The organism is Paenibacillus sp. 8b26 (assembly GCF_050626875.1).
Classification (GTDB): Bacteria; Bacillota; Bacilli; order Paenibacillales; family Paenibacillaceae; genus Paenibacillus.
Genome location: NZ_CP192445.1, coordinates 1,949,723 through 1,974,469, shown reverse-complemented (window position 1 = coordinate 1,974,469; position 24,747 = coordinate 1,949,723). Strand labels below are relative to the sequence as shown.

Below are 24,747 nucleotides of genomic sequence, written 5' to 3'. Positions count from 1 at the left end.
GTATGAAGAAGATCAAACGCCTTCGCCTTTTGGTCTTATTTTTGGTGGGGTTACTGCTATTGTTGCAGATCCCACCATTCTCTTTTCCGATTAAAATGGTAGCAGCAGAAACAGAAATTACGCCACTTTCTTATTTCCCAGATAAAAACAACCGTTACTTTGTTGGTATGATGTACTTCGATATGTGGAAGAACACTGCCGGAGATTGGGTAACACAAAGAAAAGAACCAAACAAACATATGCGGGGGGAAGCTACTTTTACGTACAAATTTCAGTTTCCAGGTCGTAAAATTAAAAGTGTTGAAGCAAGTTTGTATGAACCTTCAAAAAATATACAGAACTCTGATTATAAAAAGTATTTCTCACAGTCACGATATGATAATTATGAAGACTATAGAAGGGCTATTAGCGATGATACGACGAGCGATAATAGCACAACTAGTAATGAAATTCGCCCCTTTCAAAAACTAGGGATTGGTACCGATACTACCATCATTCCTATTACGGTAAATATGCTACTAGATGCGAAAGAACCTTTAAATATCAAAGATGAATCATGCCCTAACTGTGCTAAAGAGGTGGAAGCATGGCGTATATTCGTACCAATCCTCTTCAAAATCGAACTGGACAGCAGTCTAATCGTCAAGCATTTTACTACTGATGAAAAATCTCTTAACAACGTATTTACACCAATAGAAGGCGAGCTTCAATCTGGGGAAACGTATGATTTCACCCCACCAACAGATCCCAGATATGAGTATGTTGGCTACAAAAAAAGCACTATGGGTAAACCGCTCATTGGAGACATTTTGCCGGGAAATGTACCCGGATTTACTTATAACGGCTCCTTCAAGCAGTTTACAGCTTACTTATATTATAAGGAGAAGGGGCCGCCTCCTGACACGAAATGCACCCGACCTACGCCTAGTGGTAGCCAGTCGGACAAATACCTCGACCCAATGGCTTCAGGTGTTATTAAAGCCGATCAACGAGGTGCGTCACGTTTTGATGTAGCCAAGGGTATTCCAACTTCTGAAAGCCTGTACGGAAACGTGCTGGCCCGAAATTACCTGTTTCAAAACACTTTCCAACAGCTCAAAGGCGAGTGCACCTACAACGTCAAGCTGAAGCGCACGTATGATCTGGAATGGGAAGATATCAACGATACCCGGCACATGAAGGTCGTGGAGTATTACAAATACGAAATTGTAAAACCGTACTCCTACTGGACGATCGACAACCTCGAGGTGTACGGTATCAAGAACGCGCAGCTACGCAACTATGCACTGCCGGGAGGTAGTATTACGATTCCGCCGAAGGATTATGCCCCTCCTGCTTTAGAATCAGCGAACAACGGTAATTATTATCAGGGGCCAGATCCGGGCATCATCGACGGGGGTTCACTTTATATTTATGGCGGCAAGAGTATGCCGAAGGTGCCCAATGAACAAAGATCACTGGAACCTGTGGCCCAGAAGGCTACACCAGACGTGGAGGTGGAAAACGATACCGTGAAATTCAACGGTCAAACGATCATGGACCACCAGCGTGTCAAGGAAAAGGGCCCAACTCCTGGCAAAATCCCGGAACCCGTAAAAATCGGGACGGATACCCTCTACAGCCCGGGCCATGTGATTGAAAAGCACAAGACAAATAAGCCCAATACGCCTAGTAGCGGTGATATCACCTATGCCATTCTCAAAGGAAATATCAATGGCGGTGCAGATAAGTCTTTGCCGATCCAAGGGATCAACACCGTGACTGTCCACACGCCTGTGGTGAATCTTTCAAGCGTATCAGACGATGCGGCCCACAATCAGAAAACCCAACCGACGAAAGGTCGATCGGCGCTCATTCTGGAACGGCCTTTTCGCGTGACGATTTCGACGGCGGGTCCGCATCTGGATATTCCCGGCTATGGTGATCGGGAGTATGCCAAATACGTCCGAACCAAGCAGGTCCGGTTTCCGTTTGATGTGTATGACAAGGGGAAAACTCAGTTCTATCCGCGTGGAACCTGGATTGACATTCCGGTAAGGCAACTGGATACAGACTTCTATTTGCCCGTATGGGTGGATGAAGGAAATTATACTGTCGAGTTTCGAACTATTGCGGAAAACGCACCGGACGGGTTCACTGAGCAGCGTCATGCCAATACGGATATCGCGCACCATGTCGCCAATGATGTGGTAGAGATTGAGGTCATCGGACGGATGTATGATTTTCATATCACGGATATTGCTGATTACCATTGGGAGCGGGTGTTCCGACAGCGCAAAGGAAGCCCGGTGCATAGCGGTCTGTCCTATTGGACGGGACTAGGGAACATCGACGGATTACCGAGGGGGAATCAGGAGCCATTTACCTTGCCTGTTCGGCCCGGCAGTTATCCGCATGAAGGCTACCAAAATGTGGCGATCAAGACAGGCTACCATTTCAAGTTTGACCTCAAAACGAAAGGGAATATGTTCAGTGCCAAGGACGGTATCCGCATCACGCCATCATTCTATTGGGTGAGCAAGGATGGCCGTCAGCGGGAAGAAGTGGATCTGTATACACATGCGGGAAGCCGCAAATTTGTTCGATTGGGATCGGCGGAGGATCGGGAGAAGCGCTATGTCATTTTGAATGAACGGCTGCGCAATGTGCCGGTGGAGGAAATGCAGGATACAACAGCCTATCAATACAAGCATGAGCTGAGTGAAGCACAGCGAAGCCAGTCGACGCTGGAGCGCTATGTTTCCCTGTATGCCCAGCGTATCACTCGCAGCAAGACGTGGATCGGCCGCTACGATTGGCTGGTGCTGCCTGCGGCGGTGCGTACCTTGATCGGTCCGAAGGTGGACCTGCCGGATGGAGTTGATGTTGACCGTGCCAATGCGTCGATTCAGCGCTGGTATGGCGAATATAGCCTGCCCGCTGATGTGTACGCGGTCCCTAAAGGGACGGATTTACGTGAAGAAATCCGCCGCCGAGAGCTAAACGAGCATGCGAGCATATTTAAGAAAACGGGCTATATCATTGTTAACTTCAATTTGGAGTCGCTCCGTCAGGGGGATACCGAGTATCCACATTTGCAATATATTAACGGTCCGTTGCTGAACCAGTGGCAACTGGAGGGCTACCGGAGAGAAGTAAAAGACCCGTACGGGCATACCTTTCATTTGCAGGATGGGGATGTAGTGTTTTACCATGCAGACCAGTCCAGCCGGGACGATTTTAGTTCCTTTGTTCCACATTAAGAACCCAAAAGAAGCTCACTTGATGGGAGATGCTTTTCATCCTTCGGTGAGCTTCTTCTATGCAAGCTGAACTGAAAAAATGTACATGTAAAACGGAGTAGGCGGAAGGGTGCTGTACAAGCGAAGCGGTCGCTTTAAAAGCGAGTTTCTTTTGCAAAAGTGGATTGGAGATGGGACGGGGATCATTTTGCCGGATTTAACCGGGTCTTTGCCCATGCCCTTCATGCGGTATAATAGACCGATACGTCTGTGGGCTTTTTTCCTGCGGAGAACACGAGAACGGATGAATAAGGGAACAATATAACGAAAGGAGTGGCGATGATGGATGAAAAGGATTGCCTGATGTTGTGCTACATTGCAGAAGAACATAGTCTGAAACGTGCCGCCGAGCGTTTGTATATTACACAGCCCGCCTTGACCTACCGTCTGAACCAATTGGAAAAGGAGTTCGGGGTGCCGATTATCGTACGCGGGAACAGGGGAACGAAGCTGACCATGGAAGGGGAAAGATTGGCAGAGTATGCCAAACGAAATTTGAGAGAATTGACCGAATTAAAAGAAGCCGTTATTCATCTGAGAGGTGAGGTGAAAGGAACGCTTCGTTTGGGGATTTCAAGCTACTACGGGCATTATCGGCTTCCGCCGATCTTAAAGAGCTTCAAGGATATTTATCCTGACGTGCAATTTTCGGTTACCTGCGGACTCAGTGCAGAAATCTATGAAATGCTTCGCGGGGATGAAATTCATCTGGGTGTCATTCGCAATGATTACCCTTGGTCTGAGGGGAAGCATCTTCTTTCCGAGGAGCATATCTGCGTGATCTACAAAGAAGCTGTAGAGCTTGAACAATTGCCGGAGCTTCCGCTGATTCGTTATAAGGACCCGGGCAAACCGCAGCTTTCCGGTCACATGTACTCCTCGTTTAACGAATCGGTGCAGGCGTGGTGGAGTGAGATGTTGGGCAGGCCGCCGCGGGTTTCCATGGAGGTGGACAGCTACGAAACCTGTAAGGAAATGGTCCGACACGGACTGGGATATTCCATCGTACCCGAAATTTTTGTCTCTCCAAAGGATGAATTGTATGCATTTAATTTGATTCGCAAGAATGGGGAGCCTGTGCTGCGTCGAACATGGATGTTGTATAAAAATAAATCCAGCCACCTTATGGCAGTGGAAAGATTTGTAGAATGGATGCTCCAGTCTTAACCTGATGAAGGCAGCGAATATACGTAATTATTGGCGAATAATGGCGTATTTTTAAAAAAGTCATGTCACATATAAAATAATTTTAAGTATAAAGCCAAAAAATATTAAATTTGCTTCACTGGCATTCGCTTATACAATGTTGAATATTGATTGTATATTTATTCGCTATGACGAATGAAAGGCGGCATTCCATTGATGAACTCAACAGCGAACGGACATAACGGCAGAACGCCATCCCATGAAGAGATTATGAAGGCTGTAGATGCAAAGGACCACGAATTACGGGAGCTTGCCCGAACAATACATAAACATCCTGAGCTAAGCTTTCATGAATATCAGGCACAGGGCTGGCTCACAAATACACTGGAACAGGCTGGTTTTGCTGTGGAAAAAGGCATTGCCGGACTGGAAACCTCCTTCCGTGCGGAATGGGAAGGGAAGTCCGGCGGACCCACAATCGCTCTGCTGGCTGAATATGATGCACTCCCAGCGATTGGACATGCCTGTGGACACAACCTGATTTGTACCGCATCAGTGGGGGCCGCTATAGCCCTGAAGGAAGCGATGCCGGATCTGCCCGGACGCATCGTGGTGCTAGGCACACCAGCCGAGGAAGAGGGTGGCGGCAAAATCATCATGTGCGAGCATGGCGTGTTCGACGGCATTGACGCCGTAATGATGGTGCATCCGCAGAGCAAAACGATGGTTTTGCGCGGGGGATTGGCCTGCGTGGATGCCACGTTTACGTTTCATGGCAAGCAGGCCCATGCCGCTTCCTCCCCGGAGAAGGGCATTAGCGCACTGGATGCCATGATTAATGCCTTTGTGGCGATTAATTCGGTTCGCCAGTTCGTTACCAGTGACGTGCGTATCCACGGCATCATTACAAAGGGCGGAGACGCCCCGAATGTTGTACCGGAGCTGTGCGAGGCTGTGTTTATTTTGAGGGCGCAAACCGTTGTCGGCTTGGCTGAGGTGCGGGACAAGGTGTACCGCGCTGTTCGTGCAGCGGCAGAAGGCATGGGCGCAACCGTGGATATTGCCGAAGGACTTATTTATGCGGAGCGCAATACAAACAAGAGATTGGCCGCTTTATTCCAAAGCAATCTGGAGCAGCTCGGTCTGGAGGTACACGAGCCACCTGTACAGGGGGGCATCGGATCGTCGGATATTGGCAATGTCAGCCAGATTACCGCAGCAATTCATCCTTATATCCGATTGGGTGACGCGTCCACGCATACGCCGGAATTTGCTCAGCTTGCGGGAGCAGAGGAAGGCATGATTGAAATGAACTATGCCGCCAAAGCGCTGGCCTTGACGGCTTATGATCTAGTGACCGATCCGATGGCTTTGAGTGAGGTACGGACTGAATTTGAACAGTGGCAAGCGCAGAGAAACGGGGGAGCATCCGAATGAGTAGCAACACGGCCGTACCGAGCGGCCCCAAAAAATGGCTGAAAATGCCGCATACCTTTGTCATTCTTATTTTTCTGACCTTAGTGGCCGGGATATTGACCTATGTTGTGCCCGCTGGAGAGTTTGAACGGGTTAAAAATGAAACAACCGGCAAAACCCTGCTCGTTCCCGGTTCGTACGCTCATGTCGATCCGAATCCGGTTACGTTGTGGGATATTCCAAAATCCATCGTATCCGGTCTGGTCGATTCTGCCGATGTGGTCTTTTTCATTCTGATCATTGGCGGTGTTTTTCAGATTATTACGTCCTCGGGAACGATTGAGGCGGTGACGGGGAGAGTCGCGAGGTCATTTTCCAACAAAGGTATATGGGTGATTCCGGTATTTATTACCCTGTTTTCCGTGGGCGGTTTTACGATGGGCATGTCCACCGAGGTTATGGTATTCGTGCCGATTGGTATTGCTATAGCCCGGGCGTTGAAATTTGATGCGATGACGGGTACGGCCATGATTTCACTGGGGGCTTCCTGCGGATTTACTGCCGGGCTGCTGAATCCGTTTAATGTCGGCTTGGCACAGGCGATTGCGCAAATCCCTATTTTTTCAGGGCTGTGGCTTCGTGCCATCCTGTTGGTCATCCTGATCGTCATTACGAGCTTATATATTATGCGTTATGCCAGTAAAGTGAAGAAAAGCCCGGAGAGCAGCCTTGTTTACGAATTGGAAAAGAGTGCTGAAGACAAGCCAGTGGATCTATCCAATCTACCTTCCATACAGCTTAAGCATATCCTGATCATTTTGACCGTTGTAGTAAGCTTCGCAATGTTGATCTGGGGAGTGTCCAAAAAAGATTGGTGGATGGAGGAACTGGCTGCCCTGTTTCTTTCGATGGGAGTCATTTCCGGCTTTTGTGCAGGCTACGGGCCAAGTCGCATTGCGACAGAGTTTGCAAAAGGGGCCAAAGATATCACCTATGGTGCGCTGATTATCGGTTTTGCACGTTCCATCGTGGTTGTACTGGATCACGGCAATGTGATTGATTCCATCGTTAACAGCCTTGCTATCATGGTGGGACATTTGCCTGAATCGGTACAAGTGCTGGGCATGTATGTGTTCCAAAACATTATGAACGTATTCATCACCTCCGGTTCGGGAATGGCCGCAACGACGATGCCGATTATGGTGCCACTGTCCGATCTGCTCGGCATTACTCGCCAAACGACGGTGCTTGCCTTCCAGCTTGGAGATGGATTTTCGAACATGATTTTGCCTACTTCCTCAGCCTTAATGGGGAGCTTGGCCGTATCGGGTATTCCGTATCAGAAATGGGTTCGTTTCTTTTGGCCGCTACTGGCTGTGTGGTTCGTACTGGGTGCAGTATTCGTGGTTGTCGCTCAAATTATCGGATATCACTAAACTATAAAAGTATGATCGGTCTTTATATGGTTTAAAGTTTCATGGCTAATTCATCAGCAATATTTTTCAGCCCTCATCTTGCCGTGTTCGTACAGGCTTGGTGGGGGCTGTTTTATGTGAAACGGCAAACAACACGGATTTGTGAAGAGAAATCCCCGGATATTTAAACGCTTTTGGGAGAACGGCAAAACTATAATAATAAGGAATTTAAATTATGTAAGCGCAATCATTTTTGGTATTTGCTTGTCATCACAACACAATTGAGGAGGACGACTTGGATGGCTCAAAGGAAAGGCGCATGGCGAAAGGGAACCTTGACCGCTGCGTTGGCAACGATGCTGGCGATGACGGGTACAACTGTGGGGATGGCGGCAGAAGCTCCATCTGAACCGGAGCTTCAGGCAGCATCGGCTGTTGCTGTCGAACAGAACCGAAGTGGCAGCATCCAACTGGAAAAGCTGGATCGGGGACTGGTGGCTGCGGTGACACAGGAGGGTGTATTTTTAAGCTGGCGACTGCTGGCGCAGGAAGTGAATGGTTACAGCCCAACGGGGCTGACAGGCGCGAATTTTAATGTATACCGTGACGGTAAAAAGATCTCGACGGTGACCGACAGCACCAACTATGTGGATAAAGAAGGAAGCGGAAAAGCTGTGTACAGAGTAGCTTCGGTCGTGAATGGACGGGAAAAGGATCGCAGCGCCAAAGTAACGCCGTGGCAGCAGGGTTACTATGAACTGCCTCTTCAAAAGCCCGCCGACGGCGTAACGCCCGCAGGAGAATCCTATACGTATTCAGCCAATGATATGAGTGTGGGGGATGTGGATGGGGACGGACAATATGAATTTTTTGTAAAATGGGACCCGTCGAACTCCAAGGACGTTTCTCAGAAGGGCTATACCGGAAATACGTATGTTGATGCATATACGGTTGAGGGCAGGCTGTTATACCGGATCGACCTGGGTGTGAATATTCGGTCAGGTGCGCATTATACACAGATGATGGTGTACGATTTTGATGGTGACGGCAAAGCCGAGCTGATGTTCAAAACGGCTCCAGGTACCAAAACGATTTCTTTTGACAAGAAGGGCAAGCCGAAAAAAGAAACCTATATTACCCTGCCCCGTGAGGATCGCAAAGCAGGAATTACGCATAAGGATGATTATCGTTTAAGCCGCACGGATTATTACGAGCATGTGGTGAACATGTTCATGAACTGGACGGAACATGAAGAAGTGGTCAAAGGAAAATGGCCTGCTACGCTGGAGGAATGCTTTGGTATCGCTCCAAAGTATAGCTATCCGTTATCCCGTAAGGATGCGGAAAGCCTGACGGACTACTTTATGGATGTATACGCGCCTGCGCGGAGCGACAAAAACAAGCTGAGAGAGTTCGAAGGCTTCATTGTGGATGGGCCGGAATATTTGACCATTTTCAAAGGAAAAACGGGAGCCGAGCTGGACACTGTCCGCTATGAGCCGGAGCGTCATGACGATGGCCTCATGTGGGGCGATTACGCCATGGGCCGGATTGAACCCGCCAACCGGGTGGATCGTTTCCTGGCAGGCGTGGCTTACTTGGACGGCCGCAAACCGTACGCCGTGTTTGCACGCGGCTATTATACACGTTCCACGCTGGTCACCTACACATGGAACGGTCGCCATCTCGAAAAGCATTGGATGGTGGACAGCGGTTGGGCGCCGATGACGAATCCATTTAACGATAGTCCGCACGGGCGCGATGGAACAGACCCGAATTTCGGCACCTTGACCACACAGGGAGCCCATTCGCTGAGCGTGGCGGATGTGGATGGTGACGGCAAGGACGAAATCGTATACGGCTCTGCCACCATCGACCATGATGGCAGCCTGCTGTACAGCTCGTTTGATGTCATGCCTCCAGAAAGCGCGATTCCGGGCCAAACAGCCAGACTGGGACACGGCGATGCGCTGCATGTGACGGATATTGACCCTGATCGGCCGGGAAAAGAAATCTTTATGGTGCATGAGGGCGGCACCTATGCTCCTTATGGTTATTCCCTGCGCGATGCCAAAACGGGCAAGGTCATTTACGGCGGATACTCCGGCAAGGATACAGGCCGGGGGATGATTGGTGACGTAGACCCTGAACAGCGAGGACTGGAAACCTGGGCTATGGGCTTATGGACCGCGGCGGGCAAGCAACTCGATACCAAGATGCCAGGCACCAATATGAGTATCAAATGGGCGGCGGACATGACCACTCAAATCGTAAACGGGGCAATTGACGTAACTCCAACCATTGAGGACTGGAAACGGGGTACATTGTTGACCGCAACAGGAACGAAGACGAACAACTATACCAAAGGAACGCCATCGCTGGTAGCAGACATTTTCGGAGACTGGCGGGAGGAAATGCTCGTCCGCACAGCGGATAGCTCGGCGATCCGTATCTATTTGAGCACCGAGCCTACAACGCATAAATTATACACGTTGATGCATGATCCGCAGTACCGGGCGGATGTGGCGCGTCAAAATACGGGCTATAACCAGCCATCCTATACCAGCTATTACTTCGCATCTGATATGGATTGGGCGAATGTGCCGATTCCTAAGCTCTACACGCCAAGAGCCTTGATGGAGGAAGAGAGCAGCGACGAAGCGGATGAGGCAGAGGCATCAAAGATAGATGCAACGGAGATGGATGATAAGGAAGTCGGTGGAACGAAAGTTGATGGGGCGGAAATAGATGCAAAATTATAGTTGCTGAATTTAGTATAAACGGGCTATCCTCTCAAGATATTCTTGGGCTTTCGGGATAGCCTATTGCATTTTTATAGCGTTAGCAGCAGATTGCTGGTGAATGTATGTGCGGGGGAGGATTTTGCAAAATCCTGCTTTCATCAGGAGAGCCGTATGTACGGACTCTCTTTTTTTACGGCTTGATGTCATTGAGAATATAAAATGTAACCGTACACATGTAAAGGGTGTGATATCTTACCTAACGTAAAATTTGACACCTATGTGAAATGAGGATAAATATCAGAGATTTCATGGAGAAGCGAATTGACTGGATTGGTCCCTGTCTCTAAGATGTAATTATATTCCAGACAAAAACAGAGATTCATGTAAGGGAATATAACGTGGAGAGGAGGGAATGAATGGACTCTTTAGCTGATCTCTCGGAAACCCCCTTAGCATTGGAAACCCTCAGACGACATCCCTGTTATAACGAAGAGGCACATCGCTATTTTGCGCGCATTCATCTTCCAGTAGCCCCAGCATGCAATATTCAGTGCCATTATTGCAACCGCAAATTCGATTGCGTCAATGAAAGCCGTCCCGGCGTTGTTAGTGAACTGCTCACGCCGGAGCAGGCGGCGAGCAAAACCTATGGCGTAGCGGCACAGCTCATGCAGCTGTCCGTTGTCGGCATTGCGGGACCTGGAGATCCGCTAGCCAATGCGGACGCAACCTTCGATACCTTCCGACGGGTCCGTGAGACAGTTAAGGATGTCATATTCTGTCTCAGCACGAATGGCCTTACCTTGATCAGGCATATCGACAGAATTGTAGAGTTGGGCATTTCGCATGTCACGATCACGATCAATGCTGTAGATCCAGTGGTGGGGAGCCGCATTTATGGATGGGTCTACGATGAAGGAAAACGCTATACAGGAGAGGAAGCCGCACGGTTGTTGATTGACCGCCAGCTGGCAGGCTTGAAGATGCTGGCTTCGAGAGGCGTATTGTGCAAGGTGAACTCGGTGCTGATTCCCGAAGTCAATGATGCCCATCTGCCGGAGGTAGCCAGGGTGGTCAAGGAGCACGGCGCAGTGCTGCACAACATTATGCCGCTCATCATCGCACCCGGTAGCCGGTATGAGCAGGAAGGGATGCGGGCCCCCCGTCCCCGTCTGGTCCGGCAGCTGCAGGAGCAATGTGCTGACGCGGGGGCTGTTATTATGCGCCATTGCCGTCAGTGCAGGGCGGATGCGATTGGACTGCTGGGCGAGGATCGCAATCAGGATTTTACATGGGAGAACTTAGCGGCTGCTCCTCCCATGGATGAAGGGGCAAGGGCACAATTTCAGAAAGATCTGGATGAGAAGGTGAGAGTGAGAATGGAACGCAAGGAGGGACAATCGGATCGCAAACAATCGTCAACCGGGGCTGGCTGCAGCTGTCCGTTATCGGGAGATCAGCCTGAAGCGAGCTTTGCCTCAAAGCCAGTCTTAATCGCTGTGGCCAGTCGTGGCGGAGGGAAGGTGAATCAGCATTTCGGCCGTGCCAAGGAATTTATGATCTATGAAAGCGACGGGACCATCGTAAATTTCATAGGCATTCGTAAGGTGCAATCCTACTGCCACGGGAAAGCCGATTGCAATGGGGACAAGGCCGAGACGATGAAGGAGATCCTTTCCATGGTGCATGACTGTGCATTGCTGCTGTCGTCCGGCATAGGCGAAGCCCCCAAAGAGGCATTGCAGGAAGCTGGCGTGCTACCTATTGTATGCGGCGGGGATATTGAGGAATCCGTTCTGGAATATGTAAAATTTCTACGTTATATGTATCCTGTACAGAGCAGTAAGGGAAGTAAGCATTCATCCATTGAACATTTTGGAGGCTGAGAAAATATGAGACAAATTGCGTTTTACGGTAAGGGCGGTATCGGCAAATCGACAACCTCGCAGAATACACTGGCTCAGCTCGCGACCAAATTCAAACAAAAAATTATGATCGTAGGCTGTGATCCCAAGGCAGACTCCACCCGTCTTATTCTGAATACGAAGGCCCAACAGACCGTACTGCATCTGGCTGCTGAAAGGGGCACGGTAGAGGACCTGGAGCTGGAGGAGGTTGTCCAGAAGGGCTTCGGTGACATTCTGAACGTGGAATGTGGTGGGCCAGAGCCTGGTGTCGGCTGTGCAGGGCGCGGCATCATTACAGCCATTAATTTTCTGGAGGAAGAGGGGGCCTACGAAGGGCTGGATTTCGTGTCCTACGATGTACTGGGGGACGTCGTGTGCGGGGGCTTCGCCATGCCGATTCGGGAGAAGAAGGCGCAGGAAATCTACATCGTATGCTCAGGCGAGATGATGGCTATGTACGCTGCCAACAATATTGCACGCGGGATATTGAAGTACGCCAACAGCGGCGGGGTACGTTTGGGCGGCTTAATCTGCAACAGCCGGAATACGGACCTGGAAGCGGAATTGATTACAGAGCTTGCAAGAAGACTGAACACGCAGATGATCCACTTTTTGCCGCGTGACAATGTTGTGCAGCACGCTGAGCTGCGCCGTATGACCGTTACCCAATATAGCCCGGAACATAAGCAGGCTGCGGAGTATGAAGAGCTGGCAGGTAAGATTTTGAATAACGATATGCTAACGGTTCCCACTCCCATTTCCATGGAAGATCTGGAGGATCTGTTGATGGAATTCGGCATTATTGAGGATGAAGAAACCGCAATTAACAAAGCTGAGGCGTCCGGGCAGTAGGTTGCAGCTAGAAGGCTTAATGACGGAACCAACGTGTGATGATGGGGGGAGCTGAACGCGCAGCTCGCAGGAGGGAGGAATAGGCCAAATGAGCAGTATTGTGGATAAGGGGAAGCAGGTCGTAGAGGAGATACTGGAGGTATATCCCGAGAAGGCAAAGAAGGACCGGACCAAGCATTTTGAGATCGCGGATGAGGAGCTTGTGAACTGCGGAACCTGTTCCATCAAATCCAACATGAAATCACGGCCCGGCGTCATGACAGCAAGGGGCTGTGCTTATGCAGGCTCCAAGGGTGTGGTATGGGGCCCGATTAAAGACATGGTGCACATTAGCCATGGTCCCATCGGCTGCGGACAATACAGCTGGGGCACCCGACGCAATTATGCGAATGGGACATTGGGAATCAATAATTTTACCGCCATGCAGATTACAAGCAACTTTCAGGAAAAGGACATCGTGTTCGGCGGAGATAAGAAGCTGGAGGTGATCTGCAGGGAAATTAAGGAGATGTTCCCGCTGGCCAAAGGCATCTCCGTGCAATCTGAATGTCCGGTTGGACTGATTGGTGATGATATCGGAGCTGTGGCCAAGAAGATGACAGAGGAGCTGGGCATTCCGGTCATTCCCGTACGCTGTGAGGGGTTTCGCGGGGTGAGTCAGTCTCTGGGCCATCACATTGCCAATGATGCTATCCGCGATTTTCTGATGGGTCGCGGGGAGCTGAAGGAGTGCGGGCCTTATGATGTCTCCATTATCGGGGACTACAATATCGGTGGTGATGCCTGGGCGTCGCGCATTTTGCTGGAGGAAATGGGACTGCGGGTCATAGCGCAGTGGTCGGGTGACGGTACGATCAATGAGCTGGGGATTGCGCATAAATCCAAGCTCAACCTGATCCATTGTCATCGTTCCATGAATTATATGTGCACAACGATGGAGCAGGAATACGGAATTCCCTGGATGGAATATAACTTCTTCGGCCCGACCAAGACGATGGAGAGCCTAAGAGCGATTGCTGCCCGCTTTGACGAGACGATTCAGGAAAAATGTGAGCAGGTCATCGCCCAATATATGCCGCAGATGGAGGCGGTCATCCGTAAATACCGCCCACGTCTGGAAGGCAAAAAGGTGATGCTTCTGATTGGCGGGCTGCGGGCAAGGCATACCATCGGTGCCTATGAGGATCTGGGTATGGAAATTGTGGCTACAGGCTATGAATTTGCCCATAAGGATGATTACGAAAAGACGTTTCCCGATGTAAAAGAAGGCACCATTCTGTACGATGATCCAACTGCCTATGAGCTGGAGGAACTGGCCCAGCGGCTGAATATTGACTTAATGGGCGCCGGAGTCAAGGAGAAATACGTGTATCACAAAATGGGCATTCCTTTCCGTCAAATGCACTCCTGGGATTACAGCGGGCCTTATCATGGTTTTGACGGCTTCAAGATTTTTGCACGTGATATGGATATGACCATAAACAGTCCAGTATGGAGCCTGCTGCCGTCCCGGCAGACTGCGGAGGTGCCGGTATGAGCGAGCGTCTGAATATTGTCGATCACAATCAGCTGTTTCGGCAGGATAAATATGTGCGCCAGCGTGAGGAGAAACGAGCCTTCGAGGCCCCTTGCTCGCCGGAGGAGGCTCGAGCCACCCTGGAGTATACCAAGACCAAGGAATACAAGGACAAGAATTTCGCTCGTACAGCCGTAGTCGTGAACCCGGCCAAGGCTTGTCAGCCGCTGGGAGCGGTCATGGCTGCGCTGGGCTTCGAAAAAACGCTCCCGTTCATTCATGGCTCACAGGGCTGTACGGCTTATTTCCGCAGCCATCTTGCCCGCCACTTCAAAGAGCCTGTTCCTGCCGTCTCCACCTCGATGACCGAGGATGCCGCCGTATTCGGCGGCATGCGCAACCTCATTGACGGTATAGAGAACTGCATTGCCTTGTATCAGCCGGAGATGATTGCGGTATGCACGACCTGTATGGCAGAGGTGATCGGGGATGATCTGTCTGCCTTCCTGGCTAATGCCCGTCAGGAGGGAGCCCTTCCCGAGGATATGCCGGTTCCTTTTGCCAATACCCCCAGCTTCTCCGGTTCACATATTACTGGCTATGACGCTATGTTGCGCTCTGTGCTGGAGACGCTGTATAACAAGTCAGGCCGGACGCCGCAGCCTGGTCATGAATTGAAGCTGAATGTACTGCTCGGGTTTGACGGGTATACGGGCAATTTTGCGGAAATGCGGCGCATACTGGGGATGTTCAGCGTTACGTATACCATTCTGGGTGACCACAGCAGTAATTTTGATTCAGGGGCTTCTGGAGAGTACAGCTACTATTACGGGGGAACGCCGCTTGAGGATGTGCCCAAGGCCGCAGATGCAGCCGGCACGTTGGCGATCCAGCAGTACTCTCTTCGTAAAACATTAGACTATATGAAGCGAACCTGGGAGCAGCAGGTGTCCTCCATCTCCACGCCGCTGGGCATCCGCGCTACAGATCGCTTGCTTGAAGAGATCAGCCGTCTGTCTGGAAAAGAAATTCCCGAGGCATTGAAGCAGGAGCGCGCCCGAATTGTGGATGCCATGATGGATTCGCATGCTTATCTGCACGGCAAACGAGTGGCTATGGCGGGAGACCCGGATATGCTCATCGGCCTGATTGGCTTTTGTCTGGAGCTGGGCATGGAGCCGGTGCATATTGTTTGCTCCAATGGGGACCGAAAATTTGAGAAGGAAGCAGAGCTTCTGCTGAAGTCCAGCCCTTACGGTGCAGAAGCCACGGTTCATTCCGGTCAGGATTTGTGGCACATGCGTTCGCTGCTGTTTCAGGACCCGGTGGACCTGGCTATTGGAAGCTCCCATCTGAAGTTCGCGGCCAAAGAGGCGAAAATTCCTTTGCTCCGTGTGGGCTTTCCGATCTTCGACAGGCATCATCTGCATCGTTATCCGATTATTGGCTACCAGGGTGCGCTGAATCTGCTTACCCAATTCGTGAATACCGTACTGGATGTCATGGAAGAGCAGGCTCCGGATCATAGCTTTGATCTGGTGCGCTAATTGCTGTACCGCGTAGATGGAAGTTGGCGGCTTGGGCTTGTGATTTCAATGGATTCTATTTGAAATAAGGGGGTGTGCGGATGGAGCCGGCTGTGTCTAACGGAAGGCTGGAGGTATCCTGCGGCAACAAAATTCCCAAAAGCACGCCCTGTCCCCGGCCTGTGCCGGGGGAGGCTTCGGGTGGCTGCTCCTTTGACGGGGCCCAGATTACACTGATCCCCATTGCAGATGCGGCTCATCTGGTGCATGGGCCGATTGCGTGTCTCGGCAATAGCTGGGAGAGCAGAGGCAGCCTGTCCAGCGGCCCGGAGCTGTCGGCGTATGGCTTCACTACTGATCTTGGAGAACAGGACATCATTTTTGGTAGTGAACAGAAGCTGCATGAATCGATTCGCTACATTGTCAGCCGCTTTGCTCCTCCCGCTGTGTTTGTCTATACAACATGTGTCACAGCCCTCACCGGTGAAGATATCGAGGGGGTCTGCAAGGCTGAATCGGAGCGGTTGGGGACGCCGATCATTCCGGTGAACAGTCCGGGATTTGTGGGCAGTAAGAATCTCGGGACCCGGCTGGCCGGAGATGTGCTGTTCCAGCATATTATCGGCAGCACCGAGCCGGAACAGACAACCTCCCATGATATCAATCTCATTGGGGAATACAATATTGCGGGCGAGATGTGGCATATCGAGCGGCTGATGCAGCAGACAGGAATGACTATCCTGTCCCGAATTACCGGGGACGGTCGGTTCCGTGAGGTGGGATGGGCGCATCGTGCCAAGGCCAACATGGTCGTATGCAGCCGGGCTTTGCTGGGTCTGGCAGTCCAAATGGAGCGTAAATACGGCATTCCTTATTTTGAAGGTTCATTTTATGGAGCAAAGGAGACGAGTTATTCCTTACGGCAGATGGCTTACCTGACTGGAGATCGTGATGTGGAGCGACGGGTGGATAAGCTGGCCGCACGGGAGGAAATGAGGCTATCGCTGGAGCTGGAGCCCTACCGCAAGCAGCTGAAAGGAAAGCGGGCAGTGCTCTATACCGGGGGTGTAAAGAGCTGGTCTGTCATTACGGCTTTGCAGGAGCTGGGCATTAAGGTAGTTGGTGTAGGCACGAACAAGAGCACTGCCGAGGATGTATCCCGGATTGCTGACCGTATCGGAGATGATGCGGAATACATCCCGGAAGGCGGTGCCCGGCAGATTCTCAAGACCGTACGGAGCCGCAAGGCAGACATGGTCATTGCCGGAGGCCGGAATATGTATATGGCGCTTAAGGAACAGATTCCTTTTGTGGACATCAATCAGGAGCGGCACAAAGCCTATGCGGGCTATGACGGGCTGTTGTCTCTGGCGAAACAGCTTGTGCATACGCTGCAGCATCCGGTATGGGAGCTGACCGCCAAATTGGCTCCATGGGAGGAGGAGACGGAATTTGCCGATTAAATCCGCCACGAAGCCTGTCAGTGTCAACCCGCTCAAGGTAGGACAGCCTTTGGGCGGCGTGCTGGCTCTGCAGGGGATGTATCGCTCAATGCCTTTGCTGCACGGCGCTCAGGGTTGCTCGGCCTTCTCCAAGTCGCTGCTAACTCGCCATTTTCGAGAGCCGATTGCCGTTCAGACCTCTGCGCTGCAAGAGATGGACGTTATATTTGATGCAGACCGGAATCTGGAGGAGGCGCTGGATCATATCTGGTCCAAGCACCATCCAGATGTCATCGGCGTTATCAGCACGGCCCTCACCGAGGTGGCAGGCGTTGATTTTCAGTCCAGGGTAAAGGCGTTCAAGCGAGAACGGGCAGTGAAGGACAGTCTGCTGTTTTCAGTATCGCTGCCTGATTTTCACGGCTCTCTGGAGACGGGCTACAGCAGTACAGTAGAGTCGCTAATGGATGCTGTACTCGGGTTGGCCGGAGGCAAGTCGCCCAAAAAACAGCGCCGGACGCAGGTCAATCTGCTGCCGGCTTCTTATCTGACTGCCGGAGATGTCATGGAAATCAAGGATATTATCGCTTCCTTTGGCCTAGAGGTTATTACGCTCCCCGATATCTCCACTTCCTTGTCCGGTCACCTGCTGACAGGCTTTTCCCCTTTGACGAGAGGGGGGACTCCGCTGGATTCAGCCTGTCAGATGCTGGAGTCTTCCTGCACCATTGCCATTGGCACGAGCATGGAGCGTCCGGCGCGCAGGCTGACTCATGCCGCAGGTATTCCTTACCACTTGTTCGCTGGTCTGTCTGGCTTGGCCGCGAGCGATGCATTCATACATTTTCTGCAGAAGATCAGCCGTGAGCCAGCCCCCGTTCGCTTCCGCTGGCAGCGTGAAAATCTGTTGGACAGCATGCTGGATGCCCATTTCTATTATTCCGGCGCTTCGGCTGTAGTGGCGCTAGAACCGGATCATCTGCTGTCGACCGCAGCCTGGCTGGAGGAGATGGGAGTGGAACTGAAGCGGCTAATTACACCCTGCAGCACGCCCGCACTGCAAAAGACAGAACGGGAAGTCTGGATCGGTGATCTGGATGATGCAGAGGAGAGCGCGCAGGGCGTTGATTTGTGGATCAGCAATTCACATGGAAGAAAGGGAGCGGCACGGGCTGGGGCCTCATTCGTACCGGCAGGCTTGCCGGTGTATGACGAGCTGGGCGCCCACACATGCGTAAGTGTCGGATACCGTGGAACCATGGAGTGGGTGAACAAAGTGGGCAATGTATTGCTTGCCGAGAGGGGGAGGGGAGGATGAAGGTTGCATTTGCGACGGAGGACGGTGTACGTGTGAATGCTCATTTTGGACAGAGTCCCATGTTCACTGTATTCGAAATCCGGCACTCAGGCGTCCAGTTCCTGGAGCATCGGCGGATAGCCCTGGGGAGCGATGAGAACGAGACGGGCAAGATCGCCAGCCGAATTGGCCTGATCGAGGATTGTGCCTTGATCTTCCTGGTACAGATCGGCGCTTCGGCCGCCGCACAGGTTACCAAGCGGACAATTATGCCTGTGAAGGTGGCCTTCGGCAGCACCATTGAGGAGCAGGTCCAGCGTCTCCAGAATATGCTGGCTCGTAATCCGCCCATGTGGCTTGCCAAAATCCTGCATGCTGAGGAGGGCAGCGGCAAAGCCGAATCATGAGCCTTCTGTAAGGAAGAGCTACCATATAGGGTGTCAAGATCCTGCGGACCGAAAATCTTAAAGGCGGGAGTCGCACATGGAGGGGGTGAGCGAATGGTACAGCTGCTGGAAGACAGTCGATACGGACGCCAGTTGAAGCTGCTGGGAGTGGAAGGTCAGAACAGGCTAAAGCAGGCTACTGTTATGGTTGCAGGCATCGGAGGATTGGGAGGGACAGCGGCCATGTACCTGGCCGCTGCTGGAGTGGGAAAGCTGATATTGGCCCATGAGGGCGTAATCCATCTGCCCGATATGAACCGGCAGGTGCTGATGGACAGCGGACGAATCGGGGAGGAACGGATGGAGACGGCATTGCAGCATTTGCATCGTATCAATCCGGAGACCCAGCTTGAGGGCCACGCCGACAGAATCACGGAAGAATCCTCTGGACCATGGGTAGAAGCGGCAGATATCGTGATTGATGCACGGTATGACTTTCCGGAAAGATATGCGCTGAACAGACTATGTGTTCGACTTGGCAGACCGATGATAGAAGCCGCCATGTACGCCTATGAAGTATCATTGATGACCATTGATCCCGGTAGGACGGCATGCCTGGAATGTCTCTACCCGGAAGGCGGACAGCCTTGGGAGCCTCTGGGATTCCCAGTCCTGGGAGCCACCTCTGGCTTGATTGGCTGTATGGCTGCACTGGAGGCGGTCAAATGGATTACAGATGCGGGCAATCTGTTCACTGACCGCATGTACCGTATGAATGTGCTGAATATGAGCAGCTGCACCATAGCGGTCAAACGCAATCCGCGTTGTCCGTGCTGCGGAACGGGAGGGGATACAGATGAGTCGATTGCATATTTGTGATACGACACTTCGTGACGGAGAACAGGCTCCGGGCGTTGCCTTTTCGGCCGAGGAGAAGACTGAAATTTCCATCATGCTGGACTCGGCGGGGGTGGAGCAGGCTGAGATCGGAATTCCGGCAATGGGAGAGGCGGAGTGCAGGTCTATTGCCAGGATTGCTGCTCTCGGACTTCAGATGAAGCTAATGACCTGGAATCGCGCGGTGTTCACAGATATTGATGCAGCTGAATCGACAGGTGTCAGCTGGGCCCATATTTCGGTTCCCGTGTCGACGGTGCAGATGAAGGCCAAGCTAGGTATGAATCCTGAGCAGGTAACGGAGCTGATCCGCAAGTCTGTCGATTACGGTCAGTGTAAAGGATTGACTGTTTCCGTAGGCTTTGAGGATGCTTCAAGGGCAGATGACCTGTTCCTGGAGCAGTTGGCGAATCAGCTCTATAGGGATGGTATCCGGCGCTTCAGATATGCCGACACGCTGTCCGTTCACCATCCCGCTGCCATAGCTGCCCGTATAGACAGGCTTGTATCGCGCGTGCCGCAGGATGTGGAGCTTGAGATCCACTGCCATAATGATTATGGCCTGGCGCTTGCCAATACGCTGGCAGCTTTGCAGGCGGGAGCTGTCTGGGCTAGTACAACCATTTCGGGTCTTGGGGAAAGGGCAGGTAATACGGCGCTGGAGGAGGTGGTGATGTCGTGGAGGGACCTATATCAAGGAACCAGCAGCGTCCGCCCCGAACTGCTGAACCCGCTGGCTGCACTGGTGTCCAAAGCCTCCAACCGAATCATTCCCGAAGGCAAGCCAATTGTGGGAGACATGGTATTTGCCCATGAATCCGGCATACATATCAACGGTCTGCTAAAGGAGCGCGCCGCCTATCAGGCCCTTGATCCGACTGAGCTGGGCACTGACCATTCGTTCGTACTCGGCAAGCATTCGGGCAGAAGTGCAGTTCAATATATGCTGGAGCAGGAAGGAATCGAGGCAGGCTACGGTGAAATCAAGTTCCTGCTGGAGCGGCTTCGCCTAGTCGGTGAAGATCCCAAGCGTGTCATCCATAGCGCGGATTTAAGGCGCTGGCTGCAGTATTATCCGGCAGAGCTGCCGAAATAACCGAAAAAGCGTTCCCGTCCGGTAAGTGTGACCGTGACTGGAACGCTTTCTTGTATATTTTTTAATTCCTGTAACCGGAGTCTCCAAATTGCTGGTTAAACGAAGCCGTTCAGAAGGGTATAATAAAATATAGTGCTGTATAAAGTGCGTATATATGGTTTTACAGCAGGCAGGTTCGATTCTTATAACCATTACACGCTGATCTGGAAGGACGGCTATTGGGCAATTGGAGGAATGCTTGTGGGGATGATGTTCTCTTTTCTAAAAAAATATCGGGTTCCAGCCATCGCAGCGCTCGTAATGATGCTGCTGGAATTGACGGTAGAGCTATCGCAGCCATATTTGATCTCTAAAATCATTGATGAGGGCATCCGGCAGCAGGATTTGTCCGTCGTCTGGTTATGGGGCAGTGTACTGGTGGGGAGTGCTATTATCGCTTTTATGGCGGGCATATCCAGCTCTTTTTTTGCTTCACATGCAAGTCAGGGCTTCGGGTATGATTTGCGGGAAAAGCTGTACCGTAAAGTGCAATCCTTTTCGTATCCTGTGTTTAAACGTTTTGCCACTTCGTCGCTGATTACGCGCCTGACGGGAGATGTCACGCAAGTACAGGATACGGTGTTTATGAGCCTGCGGTTTATGACACGGGTTCCGCTTGTAGTCATCGGCAGTATTGTGATGGCACTGGTTGTACATTTCAGGCTTGGGCTACTATTGGCGGTTATGGCCCCGGTGCTGTTCGTTTTTGTGCTGGTGATGATGCGGCGAACGGTCACTTTGTTTAAAGGCGTCCAGCGTCGTTTGGATGACGTTAACGGAGTAATCCAGGAGAACCTGACAGGTATCCGGCTCATACGGGTTTTTGTGCGGATGCGGCATGAAATCGAACGTTTTGCCCATTATGGAGGAGAATTGATGAAAGGGACGGTGTCTGCTCTAAGATGGACAGAAACGACGATGCCGTTCATTTTGTTTACGATGAACGCAGGGATTATTGCAGTACTTTGGTTCGGACGCGGCCAAATTTCCACTGGGGATGCCAGTGTAGGACAGGTGGTTGCAGTCGTCAATTATTCACTGCGGACGATTGGAGCCTTGTCTGCCTTATCAGGTATCGTTGTTGTATTTTCCCGGGCAACTGCATCTACGGGGCGGATTCGAGAGGTATTGGAAACATCTAATGAAGATAGGCAAGAGCTGGAGCCTGTTTCAACACATCATACACGGATTGAGGGACAGGTGGAAATGGACCGGGTGAGCTTTCATTATCCGGGCAGTGATTTGGCTGTACTAAAGGATATATCTTTTAAGGCGCGAGCGGGCGAGCGGATAGCTATTATGGGGGCTACTGGCTCGGGCAAATCCTCACTTGTGCAGTTGATTACACGTCTGTATGAAGAAGATGAAGGTCATGTGCGCTTTAACGGAAAGGACGCTCGTGAAATGGATACGTCCATATTACGAGAGGCTATTGGCTATGTGCCTCAGGAGGTACTGCTATTCACCGGCTCGATTCGGGATAATATTGCTTGGGGGCTGGAGAATGCCAGCCTGGAGCAAATTAAGGAAGCCGCAAGCATGGCGCAAATCCATAATATGATTGAACGCTTGCCGCAAGGCTATGACACGATGCTCGGACAGCGTGGCGTCAATCTGTCTGGCGGACAGAAACAGCGACTTTCGATTGCCCGCGCACTGGTGCGCCAGCCGACAGTGCTGATTTTGGACGACAGCACAAGTGCACTGGATGTAGGGACAGAAGCAGCACTACTGAATGCACTCGATGGCCTGTCCTGCACGACATTTCTCATTACGCAAAAAATCAGCTCAACCGCATCGGCAGATCAGATTTTACTGCTGGATGAGGGTCGCCTGATGGCAAGTGGAAGCCATAAGCATCTCATGGATAGCTCGGATCTATATCGGCGTATCTATGAATCACAATATGGAAAGGAGGAGTCGCATGTTCAAGGAACTCATTGATCCGTTCCGTCAGCCTACACCGCCGTCCGGTGTGCTGAGGAACCCGGCAGGAGCAGAGGGACGCCGCAAGGCCAAGGCCAAGAACTGGTCCGGCACGCTGGGCAGGATATGGGAGTATCTGGCCCGCCGCAAGGCCAAGCTGATGCTGGTGCTGTTTATGGTACTGCTCAGTTCAGGGCTGGCTCTGCTGGGTCCATATCTGGTCGGCGTAGCGGTGGATGATTTTCTCGAAGGTCCGGGTGGACGCACGTGGATTTATTTTCTCATTGGATTAGGAACTGTATATCTGCTCAACTCGCTGACCTCCTGGCTGCAAAATATCTGGATGATCGAGATTGCCCAAGAGACGGTGTACCGGATGCGTTTCGACCTGTTTTCACATTTGCATCGGCTACCGATTCCTTTCTACGGCAAACGTCAGCAGGGAGAGATCATGAGCCGTCTGACCAATGATATCGAAAATGTCAGTTCTACGCTCAACAGCTCTGCCATTCAGATTTTTTCGAGCATATTGACGCTAATCGGTACACTCACGGTGATGCTGTGGTTAAGCCCGCTGATGACCCTGCTGACCTTTATTGTGGTGCCGTTAATGGCAGCCGGGATGCGCTGGATTACACGCCGTACCGGGCCTTTATACAAGGAACGCCAGAAGAACCTGGGGGAACTGAACGGTTATATTGAAGAAACGCTGTCCGGGCAGCAGATTATCAAAGCATTTTCGCAGGAAAAGAGAGTTATTCGCGGCTTTGGCGAACGTAATGATCGTATCCGTCTGTCGGGCTTCTGGGCACAAACGATTTCCGGTTTTATTCCGAAGCTGATGAACGGGCTGAATAATCTCAGTTTTGCCATTGTAGCCGGGATCGGCGGGATTTTGGCTATTCGCGGCTCCATTACCATAGGTACAATTATTGTATTCGTAGAATATGCCCGCCAGTTCACCAGACCGCTGAACGATTTGGCTAACCAGTGGAACACCCTGCTGTCCGCCATTGCCGGAGCTGAACGCGTATTTGAAATATTGGATGAAGATGAAGAGTCCAAGGATGAACGCGGCGCAGTGGAGGTAGAGCATGTGGAGGGGGCGGTGCGGTTTACGGATGTTTCCTTCGGTTATGATGAGGGAAGCGCTACGCTGGAAGGTATTTCTTTTGAAGCTAAGCCGGGTGAGATGATCGCGCTGGTCGGTCCGACCGGGGCCGGAAAAACGACGCTGATCCAGTTGATATCCCGTTTTTACAGTCCCGACAAGGGAATGATCACGTTAGATGGACGTGACATTACCACCATACAGCGTGAAAGCTTGCGCTCCCGCATGGCGTTTGTGCTACAGGATTCCTTTCTGTTCCAAGGGACAATCCGCGAAAATATCCGCTTCGGCAGACTGGATGCCACCGATGAAGAGATAGAGGAAGCATCGAAGCTGGCGAATGCCCACTCCTTTATCATGCGGATGAAGGACGGATACGATAAGGTGCTGGAGGCTAATGGCAGCGGCATCAGTCAAGGGCAAAAGCAGTTGCTGGCTATCGCCCGTGCTATTTTGGCTAACCCTTCGATCCTCGTACTCGACGAGGCAACCAGCAGCATCGACACGATTACTGAGATAAAAATACAAGAAGGACTGGAGCGGCTTATGCAGGGGCGAACAAGCTTCGTCATTGCGCATCGACTGAATACCATTCGTCAGGCTGACCGGATTCTCGTTTTAAAGGATGGACGTTTGGATGAGCAAGGCTCACATGATGAACTGCTGGCCCATAAAGGCTTTTACAGCGATTTATATTATGGTCAATTGAGTAAGCAAAGCTCTTAAGTCAGCTCTGGATAAACAGATTTG

The 24,747-nt window shown here is 51.4% G+C and carries 16 protein-coding genes; all 16 read left to right on the top strand.

Annotated features, from left to right (window positions below; all coding sequences use genetic code 11):
* Nucleotides 1–2 precede the first annotated feature (2 nt).
* Complete coding sequence (locus ACQ4MX_RS08885; RefSeq protein ID WP_431090184.1) at nt 3–3,242, top strand: DUF5704 domain-containing protein; 3,240 nt, start codon at nt 3–5, stop codon at nt 3,240–3,242.
* A gap of 318 nt (nt 3,243–3,560) precedes the next feature.
* Entirely contained in the window at nt 3,561–4,448 is an 888-nt protein-coding gene (locus ACQ4MX_RS08880; RefSeq protein WP_431090183.1) for a LysR family transcriptional regulator, read from the top strand.
* Nucleotides 4,449–4,643: 195 nt separating this feature from the next.
* Nucleotides 4,644–5,864: a M20 family metallopeptidase gene (locus ACQ4MX_RS08875; protein WP_431091285.1), complete on the top strand. Its 1,221-nt coding sequence runs from the start codon at nt 4,644–4,646 to the stop codon at nt 5,862–5,864.
* Complete coding sequence (locus ACQ4MX_RS08870) at nt 5,861–7,279, top strand: YfcC family protein (protein WP_431090182.1); 1,419 nt, start codon at nt 5,861–5,863, stop codon at nt 7,277–7,279. The genes ACQ4MX_RS08875 and ACQ4MX_RS08870 overlap by 4 nt, the downstream gene beginning before the upstream one ends.
* A 278-nt stretch (nt 7,280–7,557) precedes the next feature.
* Complete coding sequence (locus ACQ4MX_RS08865) at nt 7,558–10,020, top strand: rhamnogalacturonan lyase (protein WP_431090180.1); 2,463 nt, start codon at nt 7,558–7,560, stop codon at nt 10,018–10,020.
* A gap of 398 nt (nt 10,021–10,418) precedes the next feature.
* Nucleotides 10,419–11,888: a nitrogenase cofactor biosynthesis protein NifB gene (gene nifB / locus ACQ4MX_RS08860; RefSeq protein ID WP_431090179.1), complete on the top strand. Its 1,470-nt coding sequence runs from the start codon at nt 10,419–10,421 to the stop codon at nt 11,886–11,888.
* A 6-nt stretch (nt 11,889–11,894) separates the two neighbouring features.
* Nucleotides 11,895–12,761 (top strand): nitrogenase iron protein, encoded by an 867-nt coding sequence (nifH, locus tag ACQ4MX_RS08855; RefSeq protein ID WP_431090178.1) that lies wholly within the window; start codon nt 11,895–11,897, stop codon nt 12,759–12,761.
* A gap of 88 nt (nt 12,762–12,849) precedes the next feature.
* Nucleotides 12,850–14,298: a nitrogenase molybdenum-iron protein alpha chain gene (gene nifD / locus ACQ4MX_RS08850; protein ID WP_431090177.1), complete on the top strand. Its 1,449-nt coding sequence runs from the start codon at nt 12,850–12,852 to the stop codon at nt 14,296–14,298.
* Nucleotides 14,295–15,824: a nitrogenase molybdenum-iron protein subunit beta gene (nifK, locus tag ACQ4MX_RS08845; RefSeq protein ID WP_431090176.1), complete on the top strand. Its 1,530-nt coding sequence runs from the start codon at nt 14,295–14,297 to the stop codon at nt 15,822–15,824. Before nifD ends, nifK begins: the two co-directional genes overlap by 4 nt.
* 80 nt (nt 15,825–15,904) lie before the next feature.
* Nucleotides 15,905–17,266 carry a nitrogenase iron-molybdenum cofactor biosynthesis protein NifE gene (gene nifE / locus ACQ4MX_RS08840; protein ID WP_431090175.1) on the top strand — a complete coding sequence of 454 codons (1,362 nt, stop codon included), beginning with the start codon at nt 15,905–15,907 and terminating at the stop codon, nt 17,264–17,266.
* Nucleotides 17,256–18,563, top strand: a complete 1,308-nt coding sequence (gene nifN / locus ACQ4MX_RS08835; protein WP_431090174.1) for a nitrogenase iron-molybdenum cofactor biosynthesis protein NifN — start codon at nt 17,256–17,258, stop codon at nt 18,561–18,563. The genes nifE and nifN overlap by 11 nt, the downstream gene beginning before the upstream one ends.
* Complete coding sequence (locus tag ACQ4MX_RS08830; RefSeq protein WP_431090172.1) at nt 18,560–18,949, top strand: NifB/NifX family molybdenum-iron cluster-binding protein; 390 nt, start codon at nt 18,560–18,562, stop codon at nt 18,947–18,949. The genes nifN and ACQ4MX_RS08830 overlap by 4 nt, the downstream gene beginning before the upstream one ends.
* 93 nt (nt 18,950–19,042) lie before the next feature.
* Nucleotides 19,043–19,807, top strand: a complete 765-nt coding sequence (locus tag ACQ4MX_RS08825) for a HesA/MoeB/ThiF family protein (protein ID WP_431090171.1) — start codon at nt 19,043–19,045, stop codon at nt 19,805–19,807.
* On the top strand, nt 19,785–20,921 hold the full coding sequence (locus ACQ4MX_RS08820) for a homocitrate synthase/isopropylmalate synthase family protein (protein WP_431090170.1): 1,137 nt from the start codon (nt 19,785–19,787) through the stop codon (nt 20,919–20,921). The genes ACQ4MX_RS08825 and ACQ4MX_RS08820 overlap by 23 nt, the downstream gene beginning before the upstream one ends.
* 246 nt (nt 20,922–21,167) lie before the next feature.
* The gene (locus ACQ4MX_RS08815) at nt 21,168–22,904 is read left to right on the top strand and encodes an ABC transporter ATP-binding protein (protein WP_431091284.1); all 1,737 of its coding nucleotides are present in this window, start codon (nt 21,168–21,170) and stop codon (nt 22,902–22,904) included.
* On the top strand, nt 22,885–24,723 hold the full coding sequence (locus ACQ4MX_RS08810; RefSeq protein WP_431090168.1) for an ABC transporter ATP-binding protein: 1,839 nt from the start codon (nt 22,885–22,887) through the stop codon (nt 24,721–24,723). Before ACQ4MX_RS08815 ends, ACQ4MX_RS08810 begins: the two co-directional genes overlap by 20 nt.
* Nucleotides 24,724–24,747: the final 24 nt, after the last annotated feature.